General features: G+C 44.8%; 18 protein-coding genes. 9 read left to right on the top strand and 9 right to left on the bottom strand.

Annotation, left to right across the window (positions count from 1 at the left end):
• Positions 1 to 165 precede the first annotated feature (165 nt).
• On the bottom strand, positions 166 to 2,751 hold the full coding sequence (locus LFX25_RS01700) for a tetratricopeptide repeat protein (protein ID WP_238728588.1): 2,586 nt from the start codon (positions 2,749 to 2,751) through the stop codon (positions 166 to 168).
• A 6-nt stretch (positions 2,752 to 2,757) separates the two neighbouring features.
• A complete protein-coding gene (locus LFX25_RS01695; protein ID WP_135581680.1) occupies positions 2,758 to 3,765 on the bottom strand; it encodes an NAD(P)H-dependent glycerol-3-phosphate dehydrogenase in 1,008 nt (335 codons plus the stop codon).
• 128 nt (positions 3,766 to 3,893) lie between these two features.
• Here LFX25_RS01695 and LFX25_RS01690 point away from each other — a divergent pair, with 128 nt between their 5' ends.
• From LFX25_RS01690 to recG, 5 genes are all read left to right on the top strand, one after another.
• Positions 3,894 to 4,583, top strand: coding sequence for a hypothetical protein (locus LFX25_RS01690; protein WP_238728587.1), 690 nt, complete (start codon positions 3,894 to 3,896; stop codon positions 4,581 to 4,583).
• Between the two features lie 114 nt (positions 4,584 to 4,697).
• On the top strand, positions 4,698 to 5,699 hold the full coding sequence (locus tag LFX25_RS01685; RefSeq protein ID WP_238728586.1) for a metallophosphoesterase family protein: 1,002 nt from the start codon (positions 4,698 to 4,700) through the stop codon (positions 5,697 to 5,699).
• Positions 5,700 to 5,701: 2 nt separating this feature from the next.
• Positions 5,702 to 6,379 (top strand): hypothetical protein, encoded by a 678-nt coding sequence (locus LFX25_RS01680; RefSeq protein WP_238728585.1) that lies wholly within the window; start codon positions 5,702 to 5,704, stop codon positions 6,377 to 6,379.
• The gene (locus LFX25_RS01675) at positions 6,376 to 6,798 is read left to right on the top strand and encodes a hypothetical protein (protein WP_238728584.1); all 423 of its coding nucleotides are present in this window, start codon (positions 6,376 to 6,378) and stop codon (positions 6,796 to 6,798) included. The genes LFX25_RS01680 and LFX25_RS01675 overlap by 4 nt, the downstream gene beginning before the upstream one ends.
• The gene (gene recG, locus LFX25_RS01670; RefSeq protein WP_238728583.1) at positions 6,779 to 8,956 is read left to right on the top strand and encodes an ATP-dependent DNA helicase RecG; all 2,178 of its coding nucleotides are present in this window, start codon (positions 6,779 to 6,781) and stop codon (positions 8,954 to 8,956) included. Before LFX25_RS01675 ends, recG begins: the two co-directional genes overlap by 20 nt.
• A 224-nt stretch (positions 8,957 to 9,180) precedes the next feature.
• Here the strand turns inward: recG and LFX25_RS01665 are convergent, their stop codons facing one another.
• Positions 9,181 to 9,528 carry a TIGR04452 family lipoprotein gene (locus tag LFX25_RS01665; RefSeq protein WP_238728582.1) on the bottom strand — a complete coding sequence of 116 codons (348 nt, stop codon included), beginning with the start codon at positions 9,526 to 9,528 and terminating at the stop codon, positions 9,181 to 9,183.
• 249 nt (positions 9,529 to 9,777) lie between these two features.
• On the opposite strand from LFX25_RS01665, the gene LFX25_RS01660 reads away from it, so the two are divergent.
• Complete coding sequence (locus tag LFX25_RS01660) at positions 9,778 to 10,521, top strand: M15 family metallopeptidase (RefSeq protein WP_238728581.1); 744 nt, start codon at positions 9,778 to 9,780, stop codon at positions 10,519 to 10,521.
• A 47-nt stretch (positions 10,522 to 10,568) separates the two neighbouring features.
• Here the strand turns inward: LFX25_RS01660 and galE are convergent, their stop codons facing one another.
• On the bottom strand, positions 10,569 to 11,540 hold the full coding sequence (galE, locus tag LFX25_RS01655) for a UDP-glucose 4-epimerase GalE (protein WP_135581677.1): 972 nt from the start codon (positions 11,538 to 11,540) through the stop codon (positions 10,569 to 10,571).
• Positions 11,537 to 12,316, bottom strand: coding sequence for an acyl-ACP--UDP-N-acetylglucosamine O-acyltransferase (lpxA, locus tag LFX25_RS01650; RefSeq protein WP_135572427.1), 780 nt, complete (start codon positions 12,314 to 12,316; stop codon positions 11,537 to 11,539). Before lpxA ends, galE begins: the two co-directional genes overlap by 4 nt.
• Before the next feature lie 144 nt (positions 12,317 to 12,460).
• On the opposite strand from lpxA, the gene LFX25_RS01645 reads away from it, so the two are divergent.
• Both LFX25_RS01645 and LFX25_RS01640 read left to right on the top strand, forming a co-directional pair.
• Positions 12,461 to 12,811, top strand: coding sequence for an Hpt domain-containing protein (locus LFX25_RS01645; protein ID WP_238728580.1), 351 nt, complete (start codon positions 12,461 to 12,463; stop codon positions 12,809 to 12,811).
• Positions 12,812 to 12,841: 30 nt separating this feature from the next.
• On the top strand, positions 12,842 to 13,723 hold the full coding sequence (locus LFX25_RS01640; RefSeq protein ID WP_238728579.1) for an ankyrin repeat domain-containing protein: 882 nt from the start codon (positions 12,842 to 12,844) through the stop codon (positions 13,721 to 13,723).
• Between the two features lie 431 nt (positions 13,724 to 14,154).
• On the opposite strand, the gene LFX25_RS01635 is transcribed toward LFX25_RS01640, so the two are convergent.
• From LFX25_RS01635 to zapE, 4 genes are all read right to left on the bottom strand, one after another.
• On the bottom strand, positions 14,155 to 15,297 hold the full coding sequence (locus LFX25_RS01635; protein WP_238728578.1) for an N-acetylneuraminate synthase family protein: 1,143 nt from the start codon (positions 15,295 to 15,297) through the stop codon (positions 14,155 to 14,157).
• 71 nt (positions 15,298 to 15,368) lie between these two features.
• A complete protein-coding gene (gene panB / locus LFX25_RS01630) occupies positions 15,369 to 16,166 on the bottom strand; it encodes a 3-methyl-2-oxobutanoate hydroxymethyltransferase (protein ID WP_238728577.1) in 798 nt (265 codons plus the stop codon).
• Positions 16,150 to 16,599 carry a 2-amino-4-hydroxy-6-hydroxymethyldihydropteridine diphosphokinase gene (gene folK / locus LFX25_RS01625; protein ID WP_238728576.1) on the bottom strand — a complete coding sequence of 150 codons (450 nt, stop codon included), beginning with the start codon at positions 16,597 to 16,599 and terminating at the stop codon, positions 16,150 to 16,152. The genes panB and folK overlap by 17 nt, the downstream gene beginning before the upstream one ends.
• Positions 16,596 to 17,453: an AFG1/ZapE family ATPase gene (zapE, locus tag LFX25_RS01620; RefSeq protein WP_004766621.1), complete on the bottom strand. Its 858-nt coding sequence runs from the start codon at positions 17,451 to 17,453 to the stop codon at positions 16,596 to 16,598. The genes folK and zapE overlap by 4 nt, the downstream gene beginning before the upstream one ends.
• Before the next feature lie 314 nt (positions 17,454 to 17,767).
• On the opposite strand from zapE, the gene fcpA reads away from it, so the two are divergent.
• Complete coding sequence (gene fcpA, locus LFX25_RS01615) at positions 17,768 to 18,679, top strand: flagellar coiling protein FcpA (RefSeq protein WP_026131228.1); 912 nt, start codon at positions 17,768 to 17,770, stop codon at positions 18,677 to 18,679.
• Positions 18,680 to 18,859: the final 180 nt, after the last annotated feature.

The following is an 18,859-nucleotide window of genomic DNA, read 5'->3' as shown; positions in this document are numbered from 1 at the left end:
AAGAGACGGAAATTGAGGTTCGTTGGAATGTAGAACTGACTACCTTCGGGGTCCATGTGACTTACTGGATAGAGTCTTTGAATTGGCGTAAAATGTCGATCGTTAAAAAGCAAAAATCTTTGAATTTTATAGAACGCTCTTATGAAAAAAAGGAACCGATCCGATTCATTCGATATGTTTTCGAATCCGGATTCCGCGAAACGAAGATTCCGGTTCGTTCGTTTCCTGAGAAAGTCTTTCCAATAAATTTATGTCCGATTCTGAATTCAAATCCAAGGACTTCGTATAATACATTCGATGAACTCCGGAATTGATCCAAAAAGAAACCCAATCCAAAAAATCTTCGGATCTTCCTTTCCAACCATTGCCGCTCAAAGAATCTCTCGTAAAAATCAAACGGCTCGGAGTGTTTCTAAAATCGTAACGTCTATGTAATCTGGAAAAACGAATCTGATCCTCTCCGCAACTCCAAGAATATTCGTTCAAACTTTCGGGAGAATTATCCTCCACTTTCAAATTCCAAACCATCATCGAATGATTTCCGGCGAGAAGTTTGTTCCCTTCGAAGTAGGCGGAGCCCACTTTTTCAAAATTCGACTTCGTTAAATTTTCGACGTTTTTACAATCGCTTACGTAAACCCGATCGGCTTTCACCGTGTCTTCTTTTCTGCTGAATTTTGCGAACAATCGGAAATCGATATCCGGAAATTCTTTTTTGAGATAATCGAAGGATTCCATTCCCGAAACGTTCAAATATATCTGAACGCTGTCCCGCTTATACAAAGATTCGATCAAAGATTTTAATACGACTTGAACGGTAAACGAGGACGCGGACTCGGAAGGAATTTCCTTCAACTCCAATTCCTGAGAATCTCCGGCCTTCCAAAATATATACGTTCTTTTATTGCGAACAAAAACACTGAGAACCGGAATATGAGATTTTTTGATTTCTTGATTTCGAAACGGATCCAACTCTTCCAGAAGTCGTATAACCTCCGTTTTGCGAATCTCCGATCGGCTCGAGGTCAGATGTTCTTTCGGACCGGGATAAAATCCGCGAAAGGAGGAAATTCTTCGGCTCGTATCGATCATCGAAACAAGCGTGTTCGGATAAGCCGTGTTTCCCATAACGTCCTTTTGTTCAAGACGCGACAAAAATCCCAACAACTCCGTATTGTGTCCGTGAAGAATGTAGTAGTTGATAGCCGCATCCGTGAACTCTCGAACGCCGTAAACGGCGGGAAGATAATTCTTCAATTGAAGAAGCATATCGTCCGGTCTTCGATGAATTGTAATCGCAACGGCTTGATCGAGCGCGCCTTTCACCGTTTTCAAATTTCTCGATTCCTTATGAGAATAAAACAATCCCGTCAATCGAATCCATTCTTCCGTATAAACCGGATCGGCTGTTTTTAAAATTCCGTATGCCTTCGTGAATTCTATGATCGCTTTTCTCAGATCGTTCTTTTTGTAATGAATGAATCCGTTGAGAAGAGTGGATGCGTATTCGACGCGCTTCCAACCCTTGCTCTGCGCGAGAAACGTAATCTCGGTCGCCATTTTTCCGGCGACTTCCGGTTCGTCGTTCATAAGAATTTGTATAATGCGAAGTCGCGTAAACAGATCGTCTTCCGTTAAATTCTTCGGAGTGGAAACGGACTTGAGCGCGTCCACTGCCTTGAACGAACTTTTCGATCTCCAAATCGCCATCGAAATCAAGTCCCGCGCGCTGTTGATCGAAATCGGTTCTCCTAAAAACGGATTTAAAATCGTGGAAGACCATTCCAGAAAATCCAGATTCAAATAATAATCCAAGGATTTCTTATATTCCTGATTGAGATATGCGATCGTTCCCAACTTTAGATAAAGATGATTCTTATACGGAGTCCGCAAGTCGGGATGGTATTTGAGAATGTAATCCAAAACCTTTTCGGCGGAAACAAGATCTCCTCCGATCAAATAGAAATACGCGAGCTTTTCGTACGAATATCCGATGATTCTTCCGCTCAAATTTTCGGATATGATGAGAATTTTTTGAAAGTGAACGGCTTCTTTGGAAAGACCGAGTTCCGCGAGTTGATCCGCGATGCTGAAAATGAAATTACTCAGAAACGGAATGTATTTGAGTTCGGGATCCTCCAAAAACGGGGCGAGAGTTCGGTTTAAATTCAGATATTCCCGTTCGTGAGATTTCGTTTCGGGAGAAAAATCGGAAAGATATTTTTTCAAACGCAGGGTTTTACAAAGAGAATAATAAACGTTCTTCCGGGAGCACTTCAGATTTTCGGGGGATTTCTTTTCGAAGACCGCAAGATCGAAACCCTCCGCGAGTTCCTTTAGATAAGAATTTTTTTCGTTCCTGACGAATTGCGTAAGCGACGCTCGGGAAGATTCCTTGGAATTAAAATTCAATTCTTTTAATATTCTTAAAAATATTCCTCCCAAAACAAGTTCGGGTTCCGCGCCGTTCGTAAGCTTGAGCAGAGACTCGTACCGCCGAACGTCCTTGTTCAGAACGTAGTATTCTCCGGCGAAGAATAGAAAATCAGATTTTTCTAATAAACTTAAACTATCGGGGAAGGAATTGACTTCCGAGTTCGATTGAAAAACGGTTCTTCCGTTTAAGTTGAACGAAAAACCGTCCGAACTTTTCGCCCAACCGAATTCCTGTTTGTTCTGAGCCGCAACGGAATGGGAACAAACAAGACCGATCAACAGATAAAGTAAGAATTTTGAGGAAAGAAGCTTCAAGGTGGATCAGACGGAAACGCCTTCTCTCTTTAGATCGCGTTTCATTAGGTCTTTCACAACTTCTTTCGGATTCTTACCTTCGTAAAGCATTTTATAAACCTCGTTCGTAATCGCCATCTCGATTCCCAATTTCTGCGAAAGTTCGTACGCGCTCTGCGTCGTCTTTACTCCTTCGGCAACTTCGTTCATGCTGGAAAGAATTTGTTCGAGCGTTTCTCCCTTTCCCAATCGAAAACCGACCGTACGATTGCGCGATTGTTCTCCGCAACAAGTCAAAATCAAATCCCCCATTCCGGAAGGACCGAGAAAGGTCATCGGGTCCGCGCCCAACTTCAAACCGATCTTCGTGATTTCGTTAAGTCCTCTCGTGATCAAAGCCGCTCTTGTGTTTTGTCCGAAGCCGAGTCCGTCGCTCACTCCCGCGGCCAATGCGATTACGTTCTTCAAGGAGCCGCCCACTTCGACCCCGACAACATCCGGAGTCCAATACGTTCTGAAATATAAGAAACTGAATATCTCCTGAACTTTCCGTGCGGTCGCTTCGTTTTTCGAAGCGATGCTTACGATGGTGGGAACTTTTTGTATGATTTCTTTCGCGAAAGAAGGTCCGGATAAATACGAAAGATATGCGTGATATTTTCCGGGAAGTTCCGATTCGAAAATCTCCGATACAAGACGAAGGGTTCCGTTTTCGATTCCTTTGCTCGCCGATACGATGGGAACTTTTTCCGGTAAGTACGTTTTGATCTCGCGTAAGATATCCGTCAACGCGTGAGAAGGAGGAGAAGATACGATCATATCCTTTCCTTCCACGACCGTTCGTAGATCCTTGCTCGCGGTCAGCTTTTCGGGAAGAGTGAAACTCGGCAGGTGTTTGTTGTTGACGTGATCTCGGTTGATACTTTCCACCTGAGAATCGTTTCTGCACCAGAGCGTAACGTCGTAGCCCTTGTCCGCCAACAGGCTTCCTAACGCGGTTCCAAAACTTCCCGATCCGATCACTCCGATTTTCATGAAAGCTCCTCAAGACTGAATAGAGTCGAAAAAAATTCTTTCGTAATTCGAATCCGAAATATCGATCCCGACTTCGAATCAATAATTTAGTTTACTCTTCTTTGCCCGCAAACTATTTTTGATCTCCCATGCTCAATTTGAGGAAACTCATAGGCTTCAATCCGCTTGACATTTTTCTCGGACACTCGTCCGAAAAGGAAAGCCAGAAGAGCAATTATAAAATCACTCTTAAACTCCATTCCTTGAATAAAATTTTGAAGAAAAAAATCGCCGAGTCCGACGATCCTCTCGAATCCCTCGAATTCGATTCGGGCAACGGCGTTCTGATTTTAACCGGACATTTTTCGATTCAAGGTTTGTTCTGGTCCCGTTTGTTGAAAACGGATTTCGTCGATTACAACGTTAGCCTAACTCCCGTTCGCGTGGTGCAGAATCAGGTTCGCCTTCAGATTCGTTCCTTTCGTTTGTTCAGTCACACTCCGAGAAAGATCGATCCGATCCGAATTTTTTCGAAAATATTCCAATTCTATCGGCGTTATATTTTAGAAACCATCGTTGAGGAAATTCCGGAAATTCTTCGTCTAACAGGAATTCGAAACGTGATTACGGTGAACATGGATTATTTCCTTTCGGAAATTCCGGACCTCGCCGGAAAAATCACGATTCAAAAGGTGATTCCTGAAAAGGGAAACGTGTTCTTATTCGTAAAGTCCGGAACGATCTTAAAACCGCTTCTCGATTTTTTCGGTCCCGAATACATTCGAATCGAACCGATTTCCGAAAATCACGACACCCTTCTTCTTCTGTGGAGAGACTAATCTTTAGAAAGGTTGGACATTCCATAACCTATTTCTAAATTGAGTGTACGGCCTCCGTTTTTCGAAAGGAAAACTGTAGCGCAAAGGAGACGGTAACGTTTCGGGTCGATTGAAATGAAAATCATCTATCTGACTGATATCCACGACGGTCTGAGAGGATTGAAAGAGATCCTTCAGCAAACGACGGCCGATCTATATCTCTTTTCAGGCGACATCATCTACAAAGCCTTCTTCAGTACAGACCGCATCATCGAATTCTGCACCATTCAAGAGGAGATGTACCGCATCTCCAAAGATCAAAAAGAGGAAATCAACGCTTACGATTATGCGACAAGAGCGATTCGTTTTCCCGAAAAATACGGTTCCGATATAGTAGAAAAATCTAAAGAATACAGAACTCTCTTTCATCAAGCGGCAAAAACGATGAAGGAAAAATACGAACTCATCGAAATCCTCATTCAAAAATATTCCCGCGCACCGGTAAGAGTTCTTCCGGGAAACTACGACATCGATCTTCAATACAGCGCTCTTTACGAACGCGACATTCATCGTAAGACGTTCGAACAGGACGGCTATAAGTTCGCGGGTTACGGCGGCGCTCCGATTCTCACTTCCGGAATTCCCGAAAAGCTCGCCGTCAAATTTCACGAATACAATCGCAACGGTAAGAGTTACAGCGAACCAGAAGACTTCTTCAAGGAAGAACAACCGGACATCGTCGTGATTCACAATCCCCCTTACGGTTTTTTGGATAAGATTCCGAACTACGGAAACGTGGGTTCTCAGGGAATTCGGAGATACTTGGACGATTATCATCCGGCTCTCGTAGTTTCAGGACACGTTCACGAAGACCAAGGAATAATCAAAAAAGGGAAAACAGTATTCTTAAATCCTTCCAACTTCGGAGCGGTGGATTCGGTCTTCGGATTTCAACCCGGAGGATTCTTCTCGGAAATATTTTTAGAAAATGGGCTTGTAGAAACCGTAAAATTGAATAGACTGGTGGACCACAAAATTCGCCTCTTAATGAACGTAGATTGCAGAGGAAACGTTCCCTGCGTGACGTTCGTAAGCCAGGATTCGGAGGTGTCGGCAGAAGATTTTGTGAGAATCTAACAATGACGATCTCAGGTTTCAAAAACAATCCCACCATTCAAAAGTTCACCGGGTTAAAAAGATATTTCCGGTCCCACGAAACGAAAATTTCCAGAGAAAGAATCGAAGATTTTAAAAAATTCTCCAAGCTCATCAACTTCGGAGGAGACGTCGTCGCGTTCGATATATTAGGTTCGCTTAATTTCGGTCAGGCGACCGCGGAATCCGACACTGATATTGTGATGTACACTCAATGCGAAAATTCGAAAATGGGCGAGTGCGGGATGGAGGATTGTTATAAGATCTCCCTATTCAAACACTTGTTTATGAACCTCGTCACATACGAACACAGTAAGGACGCGTATAAACTCGAAATCGTGGATTGCATCAATCTGAATCAACTGGAACGGGATATTTTAAACGGACATGCCGAATCTGAAATGGTGATTCGATTCTGTTTTTACCGATCGATCTGCAGAGGAGTCAACAGAAAGCTCTTGAGAAAATACGAACAACAGATCGCTTCCAACATCCCGTTGAGCAAATCCTTGGAAGAATCGATCGAAGGATGTTTCGACGGGATCGTTCAAACCTCGCAGCACACGTATTCGTTTCATAAATATTCCCATCGACTCCAGGATAAAGGCATCGGACTTCCATCGACGATGGCGGCTAAAATCAAGGATTATCTAAAACAATGACAGGCTTTTTGACCGTGATGCTCTGTTTGGGAGTGGCCGCGGTTTTCTTTCATCTTCTTTACTCCGTCGACACGAAACGAATCGATCGCGCCGAAAAAAAAAGGGACGCCGCGAACGGAGTTTCGAAAGAATACGGGGATCCGAAAAAAGTCTACGGGAAAAATTGGGACCCGAATCTTCCGAAGCCGAGGATCTGCCCGGTCTGCGGAAAATACTTGCAAAAAACGGAATATTTATATGCCGTGATTGCTGAACCTCCTTCTCCCGGTATAAAACGCCACGCGAGAATTTACGGATGCAGATATTGTTATCTCGGTTTAGGAGAAGAATCCTTAACGGAGAATCAGAATTCTCCGTCTAACGTCGCACAGACTACCGATACGCCCACGCCAATCAACGATGAAGAACTCGGTCTCTAAAACGGAAAATACGAACGGGAACAGCGGACTTCTTTCGCCCGTTACCCTCATCAAAGGAGTGGGCCCGGCCAAGGCTGCGGCTCTCGCATCCATCGGCATTCATACCTTTCAGGATCTTCTCAACTTTTTTCCGAGAAGATATTTGGACCGCAATCTTACGGACAACGTCCTTTTAAAAACGGGAGAAACCGTAACCCTCGTCGTAGAAGTCGTGGACTCGTATCTCGCGCACGGAAAAAAGTCGAGACTCGTAGTCGGCGCCAAAACGAGAAACAACGAAAGAATTTCTATCGTATTCTTTCGCGGAGTGAATTTCTTTCAGAAAATCTTCCAACCGGGAACCACGTTAGTCGCCACGGGCAAGCTCGAATACTTCCGCGGATTTCAACTCATTCATCCCGATTACGAAATTCTCACGAGCGCGATCAAACCGACATACAATGTAACGGCGACGAGTTCCAAAAAAAAGGAAACACAGGAACCGGAGGAAGAATTGGCCGAACTTCCCGAAATGATTCACGCGGGACGAATCATTCCTTTGTATCCTTCCGGAGAAGCGTTGAAATCGGAAGGACTCGATTCTCGCGGTTTTCGCAAAATCCTTTACTCCGCCTTGGAGACGTTAAAGGGAAAAATTCCCGAAATTCTTCCCAAAGAAATCGTTCAGCGAAGAGAACTGATTCAACGAGAAGAAGCGTTTCGCGAAATCCATTTTCCGACCGACGAGGTTTCTCTGGATAACGCCAAATACAGACTCAAATACGAGGAACTGTTTTACTTCAATCTTTTGATCGAACACAAAAAGAAGGAACGGGAAAAGATCAAGCGCGTTCTCTGGCCTTTGCCGAAATCGGAAACCGCGGAAACCGTTCGAAAAAATCTTCCGTTTCAACTCACGGAGGATCAGAATTCCGCTTTGGAAAAAATCAACGATCTCACGAAAAAAGATCGGCCGATTGCGGTTCTTCTGCAGGGCGACGTGGGATCGGGAAAGACGTTAGTCGCTCTTTTGACGGCTCTGCGTTATATGGACAATCAGATCCAGGTTTGTATGGTCGCGCCGACGGAAATTCTCGCGAGACAACACTATCAAACGATTCTTTCCTTTTTGGGGAACATGCCTTTTTTGGGAATCGAACTTCTCGTGGGAAAGGAACCGAAAAAGAACCGATATGAAAAACTCTACCGCATCAAAAAAGGAGACGCGTTATTCGTCATTGGAACCCACAGCGTCTTTCAGGAAGACGTGATATTTTCCGAACTCGGTCTCGTAATCATAGACGAACAACACAAATTCGGAGTGGATCAAAGGGAAACGCTCCGTTCCAAAGGAAAAAATCCGGACATTCTCGCTATGACCGCGACGCCGATTCCGAGAACTCTTTGTTTAACTCTTTACGGTGATTTGGATCTTTTGACGATCAAATCCAAACCCAAAGGAAGAATTCCGATCCAGACGAAATGGTTTCAAGAAGATCGAAGAGAAGGCGTTTACAAATCCATACGCAAATACGTTTCCTCCGGAAGACAGTGTTATATCGTCTATCCTCTCGTGGAAGAATCGGAAAAGGTGGATCTCAAATCCTGCATCGAAGCGTATGAACAATTAAAACACGAAATCTTCCCCGATTTCGAAGTCGGCCTCGTTCACGGAAAAATGGAAACGGAAGAGAAAGACCGTGTGATGAAGGAATTTTCCAAAAACAGAATTCAGATCCTCGTATCGACAACGGTGATCGAGGTCGGAATCGACGTTCCCAATGCGACCGTGATGGTGATAGAACACGCGGATCGTTTCGGGATTTCCCAGCTTCATCAGCTGCGCGGACGAGTCGGTCGAGGAGATCAGGAAAGTTTTTGCATTCTGATGACCGATTCGAAAGTCACGGAAGATGCAAAGGTCAGACTCGACGCGATGGTGAATCTTTCGGACGGATTCGCGTTATCCGAAATCGATCTTCAACTCAGAGGCCCTGGAGAATTGATGGGAGTTCGTCAGAGCGGTCTTCCCGATTTCAGAATCGCCGATTTAAGAGAGGATTCTAAGTTGATCGAACTTACGAGAGAAGACGCCGCGTTGTTCGGAAATCCGGGAGATTTGGAAAAGGAAGAGATTCGGGGAAGATTCAGCGAAGGAAGATTGTTGTTTTCAAATTGACGTGACGTTCCCGAATTTTACGTTTTTTTATTCACTGTTTTTTAAACATCGAAATCGAAACGTTATGTGCGCTTGACTTCGATCGGCAATTCATTTAAGAATCGAAGCCGAAACCTTATACGTTCTCATCCGGTTCGTAAAATTTTAATACGTTCACCTTTAATGAAAATCGAATTTTGCGACGAAAGGCGAACCGAAGTCCGCCCGGCCGCAGATTCCTACGATTAGTAAACGTACCAGAGAACGTATTCTCTCGGTTCCAAGTTACAAGTAAAACCGCCGATATCGATCGTAGCGATGTTGATGATTAGCGCGGAATTCGCGCAATCGTCCACATCCGCTTTTTTATAATAACGACCTTCGTCGACTTTCGCAAGCTGCGGAGAAATCACGGCAATGATCGCAGTGTTGTCCGGAGAAGCGATCGCGCCGATCAAAGCGCTGGTCAGGATTTGATTTTTAGCTTCGGTTCCGGAAACGGTATCCGGAATGGAAAGTCCGATCGTATCGAAAAGGTAACAGTTTGTGAGCAACAGAAAAGGAATCAGGGAAGTGATGAACCACTTTTTCATTGGAAAGATCTCCCTCAAATTTTTTTACTAAAATCCACATCCCGGCGTACGCGCATAGTTTCTTTTCATTCAAAGACGCACATTCCGAAAAGTGAATTCGCCTACTCTATCGAAATCAGGAATATTTCAATCCTAATTATAAACCCGCGACAAAGAATCGTATCTAATTTTTCGGATCGAAATTTGCCCGAAATCCGCGGCAAAAACCCATTGCAAGAGACTTTGAATTCTGCATCCTGACAACCAGGTATGAAAATTCTATTCTCCATCCTTACGGTTTTCTTTTTGCAAAACGCATTGTTGGCTCAGACGGGAAACGTTTCGAACGACTCGTATGTACTCGGCGATTTTAAACAGGAAGCGGTCTTAACCGCTTATTCCAATCCGGGAGAATTTCGAGTTCATTATCTTAGAAAAGACGTTTTGGAAAAACTGCTGGAACTCTTTCAAGCGTATCAGAGAGAAAATCCTGAAGAAAGACAGAAGCCTTTTATCGTTTCCGCGTTCCGTTCGTTTAAGGATCAAAAAGGAATCTGGGAAGAAAAGTATTCCGGCAAACGGAAAATGCGCGAACCCGTTAAAGGAAAAACACCGCAGGAAATCGTCTCGCTGATCCTGGAATTCTCCAGCGCTCCGGGAACTTCCAGACATCATTGGGGAACGGATATCGATCTAAACGCATTAGAAAATTCTTATTTTGAAAAAGGCGGACGCGGCGAAAAATTCTATCTTTGGATGACGAAAAACGCGAAACGTTTCGGATTCTGCCAACCTTATTCTCCGAAAGCTTCCCGCGGAAACAAAGGATACAACGAAGAAAAATGGCACTGGTCGTATGCGCCCGTTGCAAACCGACTTCAGAACGACTGGGTTCGTTTATTCAAAGAGGGAAAGATCCAGTTCAAAGGAAAATTCTCAGGCGGAGAATTTTTGGAGAATCTTCCCTTGGAATACGTGACTTCCGTAAATCCGGAATGCGGATCGATCCGTTAACGAGATTATGCGCCTGCGTCATAAGATTTCGCGTTATGCGAAATCCGTTATGCGGGGTTCTGATAAACGTCCCACATCGTTTTGAGAAGGGTTTTCGCTTCGCTGAATTCCGGCTTCCACTGAAGTAGTTCGCGAGCCATAGCGGAAGAAGCCAATAGTTTTGCAGGATCGCCCGCCCTTCTCCCTGAAATCTTATGAGGAATCGGTTTTCCGACCACTTCCTCCGCAAGACGAATGACCTCCAAAACCGAATATCCCGTTTCGGAACCCAAATTTACGGTCAGCGATTTTTTTTCGGAATCGAGATATTCGAGACTCAATACATGAGCTTTTGCTAAATCGCTTACGTGAATGTAATCGCGCACGCAGCTTCCGTCCGGTGTTTCGTAATCCGTTCCGAAAACTTCGAAGTCCTTTCTCATGCCGACCGCGGCTTCCATAATGATCGGCAAAAGATTGGCCGGAGTCCTTTCCAAACCGCGCACTCTTCCCTTAGGATCATAACCGGCGGCATTAAAATAACGTAATGCGGCAAAACGGAAACCTTTGAGAGTTTCGAACCACTTTAGATTTTCTTCTATCGCGAGTTTTGTATAACCGTAATAGTTTTCGGGATGAAGAGGATGTTTTTCGTCTACCGGAAGATATTTCGGAGAACCGTAAACCGCTGCGGAGGAAGAAAAAATAAACTTCTTCGTTCCGGCCTTCTCCATGAACGTAAGAAGTTTGATCGTACCGTTGATGTTGTTCAACGCGTATTTGGAAGGATCGGTCATCGATTCACCCGCGGCTTTCCAGGCGGCAAAATGAAATACGGCGTCGATCGGTTTTGCAAACGCCTTTTCCAGAATGGAATCGTCCTGGATATTGCCCTGAATCAATTCGACTCCGGGAAATAAATTGGCCTTATTTCCCTTTTCGAGATTATCCACGATCAACAGATCGTATTTCTTTTCAAGAAGCTGGGCTACTACGTGGCTGCCGATATAACCGGCGCCGCCTGTGACAAGAATTCTCACCTGTGGTCCGTTACTCCCCGATCGCTATCCCTAAAGAATTTTATAATATACTTAACTTGGTCGATTAGATTTCCGGAAGCTTCGAGTTCGTCCAAAGCCTTTCTCGTGGTAAAACCGGAATGATAGATGATTTTATACGCGTGTTTGATCGCGTTCCGAACATCGGGAGAAAACCCCGCACGTTTCATGCCCACGCTGTTCAAACCAACGACCGTGCTCGGGTTTCCGTCGACGGTGGAATAAGGAGGAACGTCCTGAACGACCTTTGCAAGACCGGCCACCATCGCGTAGTCACCCACAAAACAGAACTGATGCACAGCCGCCAAACCGGAGATAAACGCAAAACTTCCCAGAGTCACGTGACCCGCAAGCACGCAACCGTGCGTCAGAATGTTATTGTTTCCGAGAATACAATCGTGGCCGACGTGAGAATTTCCCATGAAATAATTTTTATTACCGATTACGGTGGGAGAATCCTCTTTGGTTCCCTTATGGATGTTGGAGTATTCTCGAAAAATATTATTATCGCCGATGATCGTCTTAGTCAATAATTGCTGATTAAATCCCAGATCCTGAGGCATTACACCGATAACGGCGCCTTGGTGAAAACGATTGAATTTTCCGATCTCGGAACCCGCGCAAATTTTCACGTGGTTTTCGATGATCGTTCCTTCTTGAATGGAAACGTGTCCTTCGATAATGGAATAAGGACCGACCTCGACGGATTCGTGCAATTCGGCTCTCGGGTCGATAATCGCAGTCGGATGTATTTTCATTTAGACCTCACTTCGGTTCTAAAATACAAAAATCGACTCGGCTTTTTTATTCAAGCTTTTAAAGATTTCTTGAACAAGCGTAAACTTCGTTGAAAAATTGCATTTCTTTACCCGAAAAAAATAAATTTGGAGCGAGGTCGCGACATGCTTGTGGACTGGAACAGACTGGATTCTCTGAAACAGGGAGACGATGAGGAAGAAGCCGCATGGTTAAAAGAAATGGTGGAATCTCTCCTCACAAATATGGAAGTTCGAGTCAAAAACATCGTTCGTTTTACCGAGGAAAAAAAAGATGCGGACCTTCAAGCGGAGCTTCATCAGACCAAAGGAGTTTCCGCTAACTTTGGCTTGGAAGATTTGAGGGCGTTAGTCACCGAAGCGGAACAGCTTCTGAAAACTGCGGATTCGAATTCTTCGTACGCTCTGAGTTTGAAAACTCCCGCGCTTTGGGAACAAACAAAAAACGAACTCAAAAAGAAATTCGGGATTCAATAGAATTTCTTTTCGATTTAAAAAAAAGAATCCATGAAGAATTTCGCCTTCTTCGTTTTAATCGCGCTCCTTCTCTGCGATTGCAGCCATGACACAAAACTCATTCGAGCGATTAAAGAAAGAAATTTAGAAGAAGCGCGATCTTTACTTCGACAGGGAGAAAACGTAAACGCAATCGGAGAATGTTACAACGCTTTGAGCGTTGCCGTGATGAACGGCAATCCCGATTTCATCGAACTTTTACTTTCCAGCGGTTCCGATCCGAACGTCCGCAACTACGAATGTTTCAAACCCGTTCCTTACGGAGGAAACGTTCCCATCGGACGCGATACCGCGCTCATCTATTCGACCGATTTGAATATTACGAAAACGTTAATCGGATACGGAGCCGATCCGAACATTTTGGATATCCACGGAGATTCTCCTTTAAAAAAGGCGATTCTTCGGGGTAGAGTCGATATTACGGAATATTTGATTTCCAAAGGCGCGAACGTAAATCTCTTCGACAAAGAGGGAAAGAACATTCATCTGGAAGCGGTAAAGATTCTTCAAGAAAACAAACCCAACGAATACGAACGGATTCTCAGTTTGTTGACGAACGCCAACGCGAAGGATTTGGACCTGAATACGATTCCAAGCGATTCTTCGGTTCATGATCGGTATCACCATTCCGTTTGCGGAAACTCGACGAAAATGGAAAAGAATCTCGCGGAAACGATTGCAAAACGTCCGCAGTTGTTTTCTCCGCAGACCTATTGCGCCTCCGAACGGGCGTTTTCTCATTTCAGCGAATTTGCCTGGGAAGACAACGGCCAGAATATGATGCATTGGTATATCAAGAGATTGAAAGATGCGAAGCCTGCTACGGCGACAAAAAAGGCTCCGGTTGGCGAAAACAAAACTCCGGTTCGTTAGGTTATTCGATTTTTGCGACTCTTTGTCCGACTGTGATTCTTGAATCCGTATGAGTTCCTACACTTGTTTGATCTAAAAACCAATCGTAGGAAAAAAGTTCGCAGGAGTTCCTACAATAGTTTCACATGCAAACTCAGTTAGAAGCGAAGAATGTAAGAGTTCCCACACGTCCTGTACTCAAAATCTAATTCGAAGGTTTCAGACTTGCAGGAGTTCCCACAAATTTTTAAACCAAGCCAAGGACGGCCCGTTCCAACGACAGGTTCGCCGTAATTCCGACCCTTTCCCCGCGTGAGCGGGTCGAAGGGCGCGAAGCGTTCTCGAAGAGAACGAGCGGGAATCCGCGAGCCCGTAGACACGCGACTCTGCGCGGTTGCTCAAAACGATCCTATTCTATCGAATCATAAGCGCAGAGGCACGCCCCGCCTTTCTTACTTGCCCGATTTCCGTTTCACAAAATAAGAATCCACGTCGTCCGTAATCGGGCGAATCGCTTCCTCGTATTTCAAAATCGATTGAACCGCTTTTTCGTAGATGCTCATAAGCAAAGCCTGAGCCGCGTCGCACATCTGTTCCTTTCTGAATTCTTCGACGTGAAGAGTTTCGGTGATGGAACCGTCCGGATTGAACGGCAACGAAGCGAGAAGATTGGAGATCACGATCTTATCGTCTCCCGCAACGTGAGAAGGATCGTAGATCACCGGAAGAATCGTCTGATTCTTTACGTGAGTGATCACGTTCAAGTCCGGAGTGTTTCTACAGTAGCCTTCCTTAATAAAAAGGGTTTTGACCCCTCTTTCACAAAGAACTATATTCAAATTTCCTTGATTAGCGATGTACTCGGCGGCGGAAAACCATTCCACCGCTTCGTTTCCGAAACCGCGTTTTAAGATCACAGGCTTTCCCGTTCTTCCCACGGCTTCGAGAAGTTCAAAATCCTGCGCGTTGCGAGTTCCGATCTGAATCATATCCGCGTGTTTTGCGACTTCTTCCGCCATGGTATGATCCATCACTTCGGTCACGTAAGGAAGACCGGTTTCGGCCTTGACCTTATCCATCATCGCTATTCCTTCCCAACCTAAACCTCTCCAGTCGGTCGGACGAGTGCGAGGTTTGAAAGCCCCGCCGCGGAAAATGATTCTATCTAAAATGTTGTATTTCTTTCCGAGCTCAACAGCCTGCTTTGCGATCGTCAACGTCTGCTCGTATGTTTGCGGAGAATCGGGTCCGACGATGAAGATATGTTTTCCCGTTCCGAACTTGCGAACCAGTCCGTCCGGCCCTTTAACTTCCACGATTCTTGTGGCTCTATGAACCACTTCTCCGTTTTTTCCTGCTGCCGTTTTTGCGATGTTTTTATAGGGAATGGACACGTTCCAGATTTTTGCGACCCCCGGGAGTTCTTTGACATAGCCTTCTTTTTCGGAAATTTTGCGAGTATCGCCTATGAAATGAATCGTATCCGATACCGCCGCACCGCGGATGATTTCGGTTTGATTCCCGCATTCTTTTGCCAGTTCTTTGATTTTGTTCTCCGTTTCCGGATGGCCTTTTTCTAACTCAACTATGTCCACACTTCACTCCAAACGGGAGATTCTCCCTTAGTTTACAAGCTTCTATTGTTCCGATTATCGTCAAGAATTCATCAGAAACTGTGATCTTTCCCCGGAAACTCCCCGGATTTTACTTCTTTGTTATAATTTCCCACCGCGTCCTTTACGACCGAATGCAGATTGGAAAACTTCTTCAAAAACTTGGGTTGGAAATTCGGATCCGTCCCGAGAAGATCGTTTAATACGAGAACTTGCCCATCGCAATCCGGCCCTGCTCCGATTCCGATGGTCGGAACCCCGACTTCTTCGCTTACCTTTTTTCCAAGATCGGCCGGGATCAATTCCAGAACCATAGAGAACGCTCCCGCTTCCGAAAGTGCGACAGCTTCGCGGAGAAGTTTCGCACTCGATTCTTCTCCTTTGCCCTGAATCCGATGACCGCCGAATACGTGAACGCTCTGCGGGGTTAATCCGAGATGTCCCATAACAGGAACGCCGATTTGCTTGAGAATGGCGACTAACTCACAGATAAAATCCGAGCCGCCTTCTATTTTAACGGCGTCGCAATCGGTTTCCTTCATCACCTTCCCGGCGGAGCGGATTCCTTCTTCGATCGAGGTCTGATAACTTAAAAAAGGTAGATCCGCGATAATAAATTTCTCGGGAGCCCCGCGACGAACGGCTTTCGTATGATAAATCATCTCTTCCAGCGTGACCGGAAGCGTGCTCGAATTGCCCTGGAAAACCATTCCGAGAGAATCGCCCACGAGAATCGAATCCACTTCCGTTTCGTTTAGGATTCTCGCAAAACTGAAATCATAACACGTAACGACGGAAATTTTTTCTTTCCCTTTCTTTTCCGGAGAAAAGATCTTATGTACGTTTTTCATATTCGCCTCCCGCAAAGTGTTCGTACAACGAACCTTCGCCCATCGTTTCCAAAATCTCGCGGATAAAGGGACGGGTAAACAGAGAATGATGCGGAAGATGCAGACCTTTCGTGTGCATCGTTACTATGTCGTAGGTAAGAATGTCGATATCGATTTCTCTCGGTCCCTTATCCTGCACCCGAACTCTTCCCATTTCCTTTTCGATCCGAAGCGTGACTTCTAAAAGTTCTTCGGGAGAAAACGACGTTTCGATTTTCAAGATCTGGTTGAGAAAGTCCGGTTGATCCGTAACTTCCAAAGCCACCGTGTTCAACGGTTCCGATTCTTTTATTACTTCGATTCCGATCGTGTTCTTCAATTTGCGAACGGCGATCTTTAAAAACTCGGCGCGGTTTCCTAGATTGGATCCTAAAGAAAGAAACGCTTCTTTCATCCTCTTCCTCCGGATTCCGAAAGTTTCAACCGATAATCGGCGCATTCCAAATGAACTTCTTCCGTCATCTCCCGAAGTCTGGAATAAATTCTTCCTTCCGCTTTGTCTTTCCATTCCGCCGGAGAAGTGTTCGAAGTGAGAATCGTGAGTTTTTCCTGCTCGTATCTCGCATCGATGAGGTCGTATAACTTGGAGTTCGACCAATCGGATTCTTTTTGAACTCCGAAATCGTCCAACACTAATACTTCGACTTCCGCAAACAACGTTTCGATCGTCTTTTCCATTCCATGTGTCTCGGAGTCTTTTTGATATGTTTCCCGTAAAGTATTGAGAAAGTCGCGGTTGATCTTTGCGTATTTGCAGTTTATTTTATAACGAAAGATCAGTTCGTTTAATATAATGCAGGCGAGAAGCGTTTTTCCCGTTCCCGGTCCGCCCCAAAGATACAAGCCGTGCGGTTTAAAACCGGGATCGTTCCATTTATGGACGAGATCATGCGCCCAATTGTGAGCGATCGTAAAAGAAATTCCCACCGCGGCGCTGTGATCGGTTTGATCCAAGGTTCTGTATCGATATTTGGGGGGAATTCCAGATTTTTTGAATATAGTTTCGAGATGACCGAGTTCCATTCTCGCGTTATGACAAACGCAGGGAATCATCTTGCCGAGGCTTTCGTCGTAAACCCTCCAAGGAGGTTTGCCTTGGCAGGGACAATTCTCGGAAATACAATGACAGATCGTAAGAACGCCCGAACTGGTTCCGGGAACGTTCTCGGTAAGCGAAAAACCCACTCCCCCGCACTGAGGACAGTTGGGAGCGCCTTCTTGAACCGGGGTGTATTTTTTGAGAATCATAGGACTAATTCCAGTTTTTTCACCAAAAGGCTGAAGGAAAACCTTTTCTAAAAGAAGAATCTGCTGGAAAAATGCGGGGAATAAAAGAAAGTAGGAACGTGCTTTTTCGGTGCGGAATTCCGACCAAAAAAGAAAAAGATTCTTCCCAAATCGAGAAAAACGACTCTTATGTCGCTTATTTGGGAGAAAGCGGAAAAAAAATTCGTTCTTAGTTTATATCTCGGATTGTAAGTCCGATAGTTATACAGGAGAGAAGGCACAGGATGTTCCTTTTCCCTAATACCATTGAAAGAGAAGTAAAAGGTGTGAGCATTATGAAGGTGATGAAAAGCATATTCATTCTTCTGGCCGTGCTGGGACTCAACCTGTCTGTTTTAGCTCAGCAAAACAATCAGGGCGGTAATCAGCAAGCCAATGAAGCTGTAGAAAAAATTGACGAGCTGTTAAAAGGCGAGTTGGTTCCCGAAGACGATGACAAGAACCTCACGGAAGAGCAGAAACGTCGTAAAAAAGCAATCCAGGAACAAGAAGCTCTGTGGAAGAACCCTGACTTTAAGGGCTATGACAAGAATTTCCAAGAACTCCACCAGCTCTCCAAGGCATTCGCTAACAACAAATTTAGATTGGCATTATCCAACTACCAATCGGGCGTAAACACGGTTCTCAAAATGAGAGAATCCGTCGAACAATACCGCAAAGAAGAAGCGGAAAAGAAGCGTCTCGATGAAAAGTGGTACTGGCAAAAAGTAGACCGCAAAGCAAGAGAAGACCGTGTCGTTTCCCGCGAAAAACTCGTTGCGAAACAACAAGCTCTGAACTATTTCACTAAGGCGATCAACCACTTAGATGAAATTAAAAACCCGGACTTGAGAGAAAGACCAGAGTTTAAAAGACTCCTTTCCGATACTTATAGATCTTGGATTCTCACTGAGTATGATTTACAAAATCTTCCACAGTGTATCCCCATCCTCGAACTCTACATCGAGATCGATGAGAATGAGAAGGAATATCCTGCTCACAAGTATCTGGCAAGTTGCTACGCTTTCGAAGAGAACATGATTAAGAAATACGGCGGAGCATCCGAAGATCAGATGTTCAAATACCGTTACAAGAAAAACGTTCACCTTCTGAGAGCGACCGAGCTGAAATACGGAAAAGATTCTCCGGAATACAAACACATCGTAAACCTTGTGAACAAGGACGAAGTGATTTCCGTAAGACCGTAATCAACCCTCTTTCAATCGAAATGGAAACAAGACCCTGTCGGAAACGACGGGGTTTTTTGTTTGTACGTCCAATCCCACCCTTGTTTTATAGTCCCCTAAAAAACTTTTACACGTCTTTAATCACTCGAATCTTTGAGTGATCAAGTCATGCCACATTTATAATAAGTGATTTGTAAATTT

It is taken from the genome of Leptospira sanjuanensis (assembly GCF_022267325.1).
In the GTDB taxonomy this organism is placed as follows: Bacteria; Spirochaetota; Leptospiria; order Leptospirales; family Leptospiraceae; genus Leptospira; species Leptospira sanjuanensis.
The sequence above is the reverse complement of the archived record's forward strand: the minus strand, read 5'-3'. Positions and strand labels throughout refer to the sequence as shown.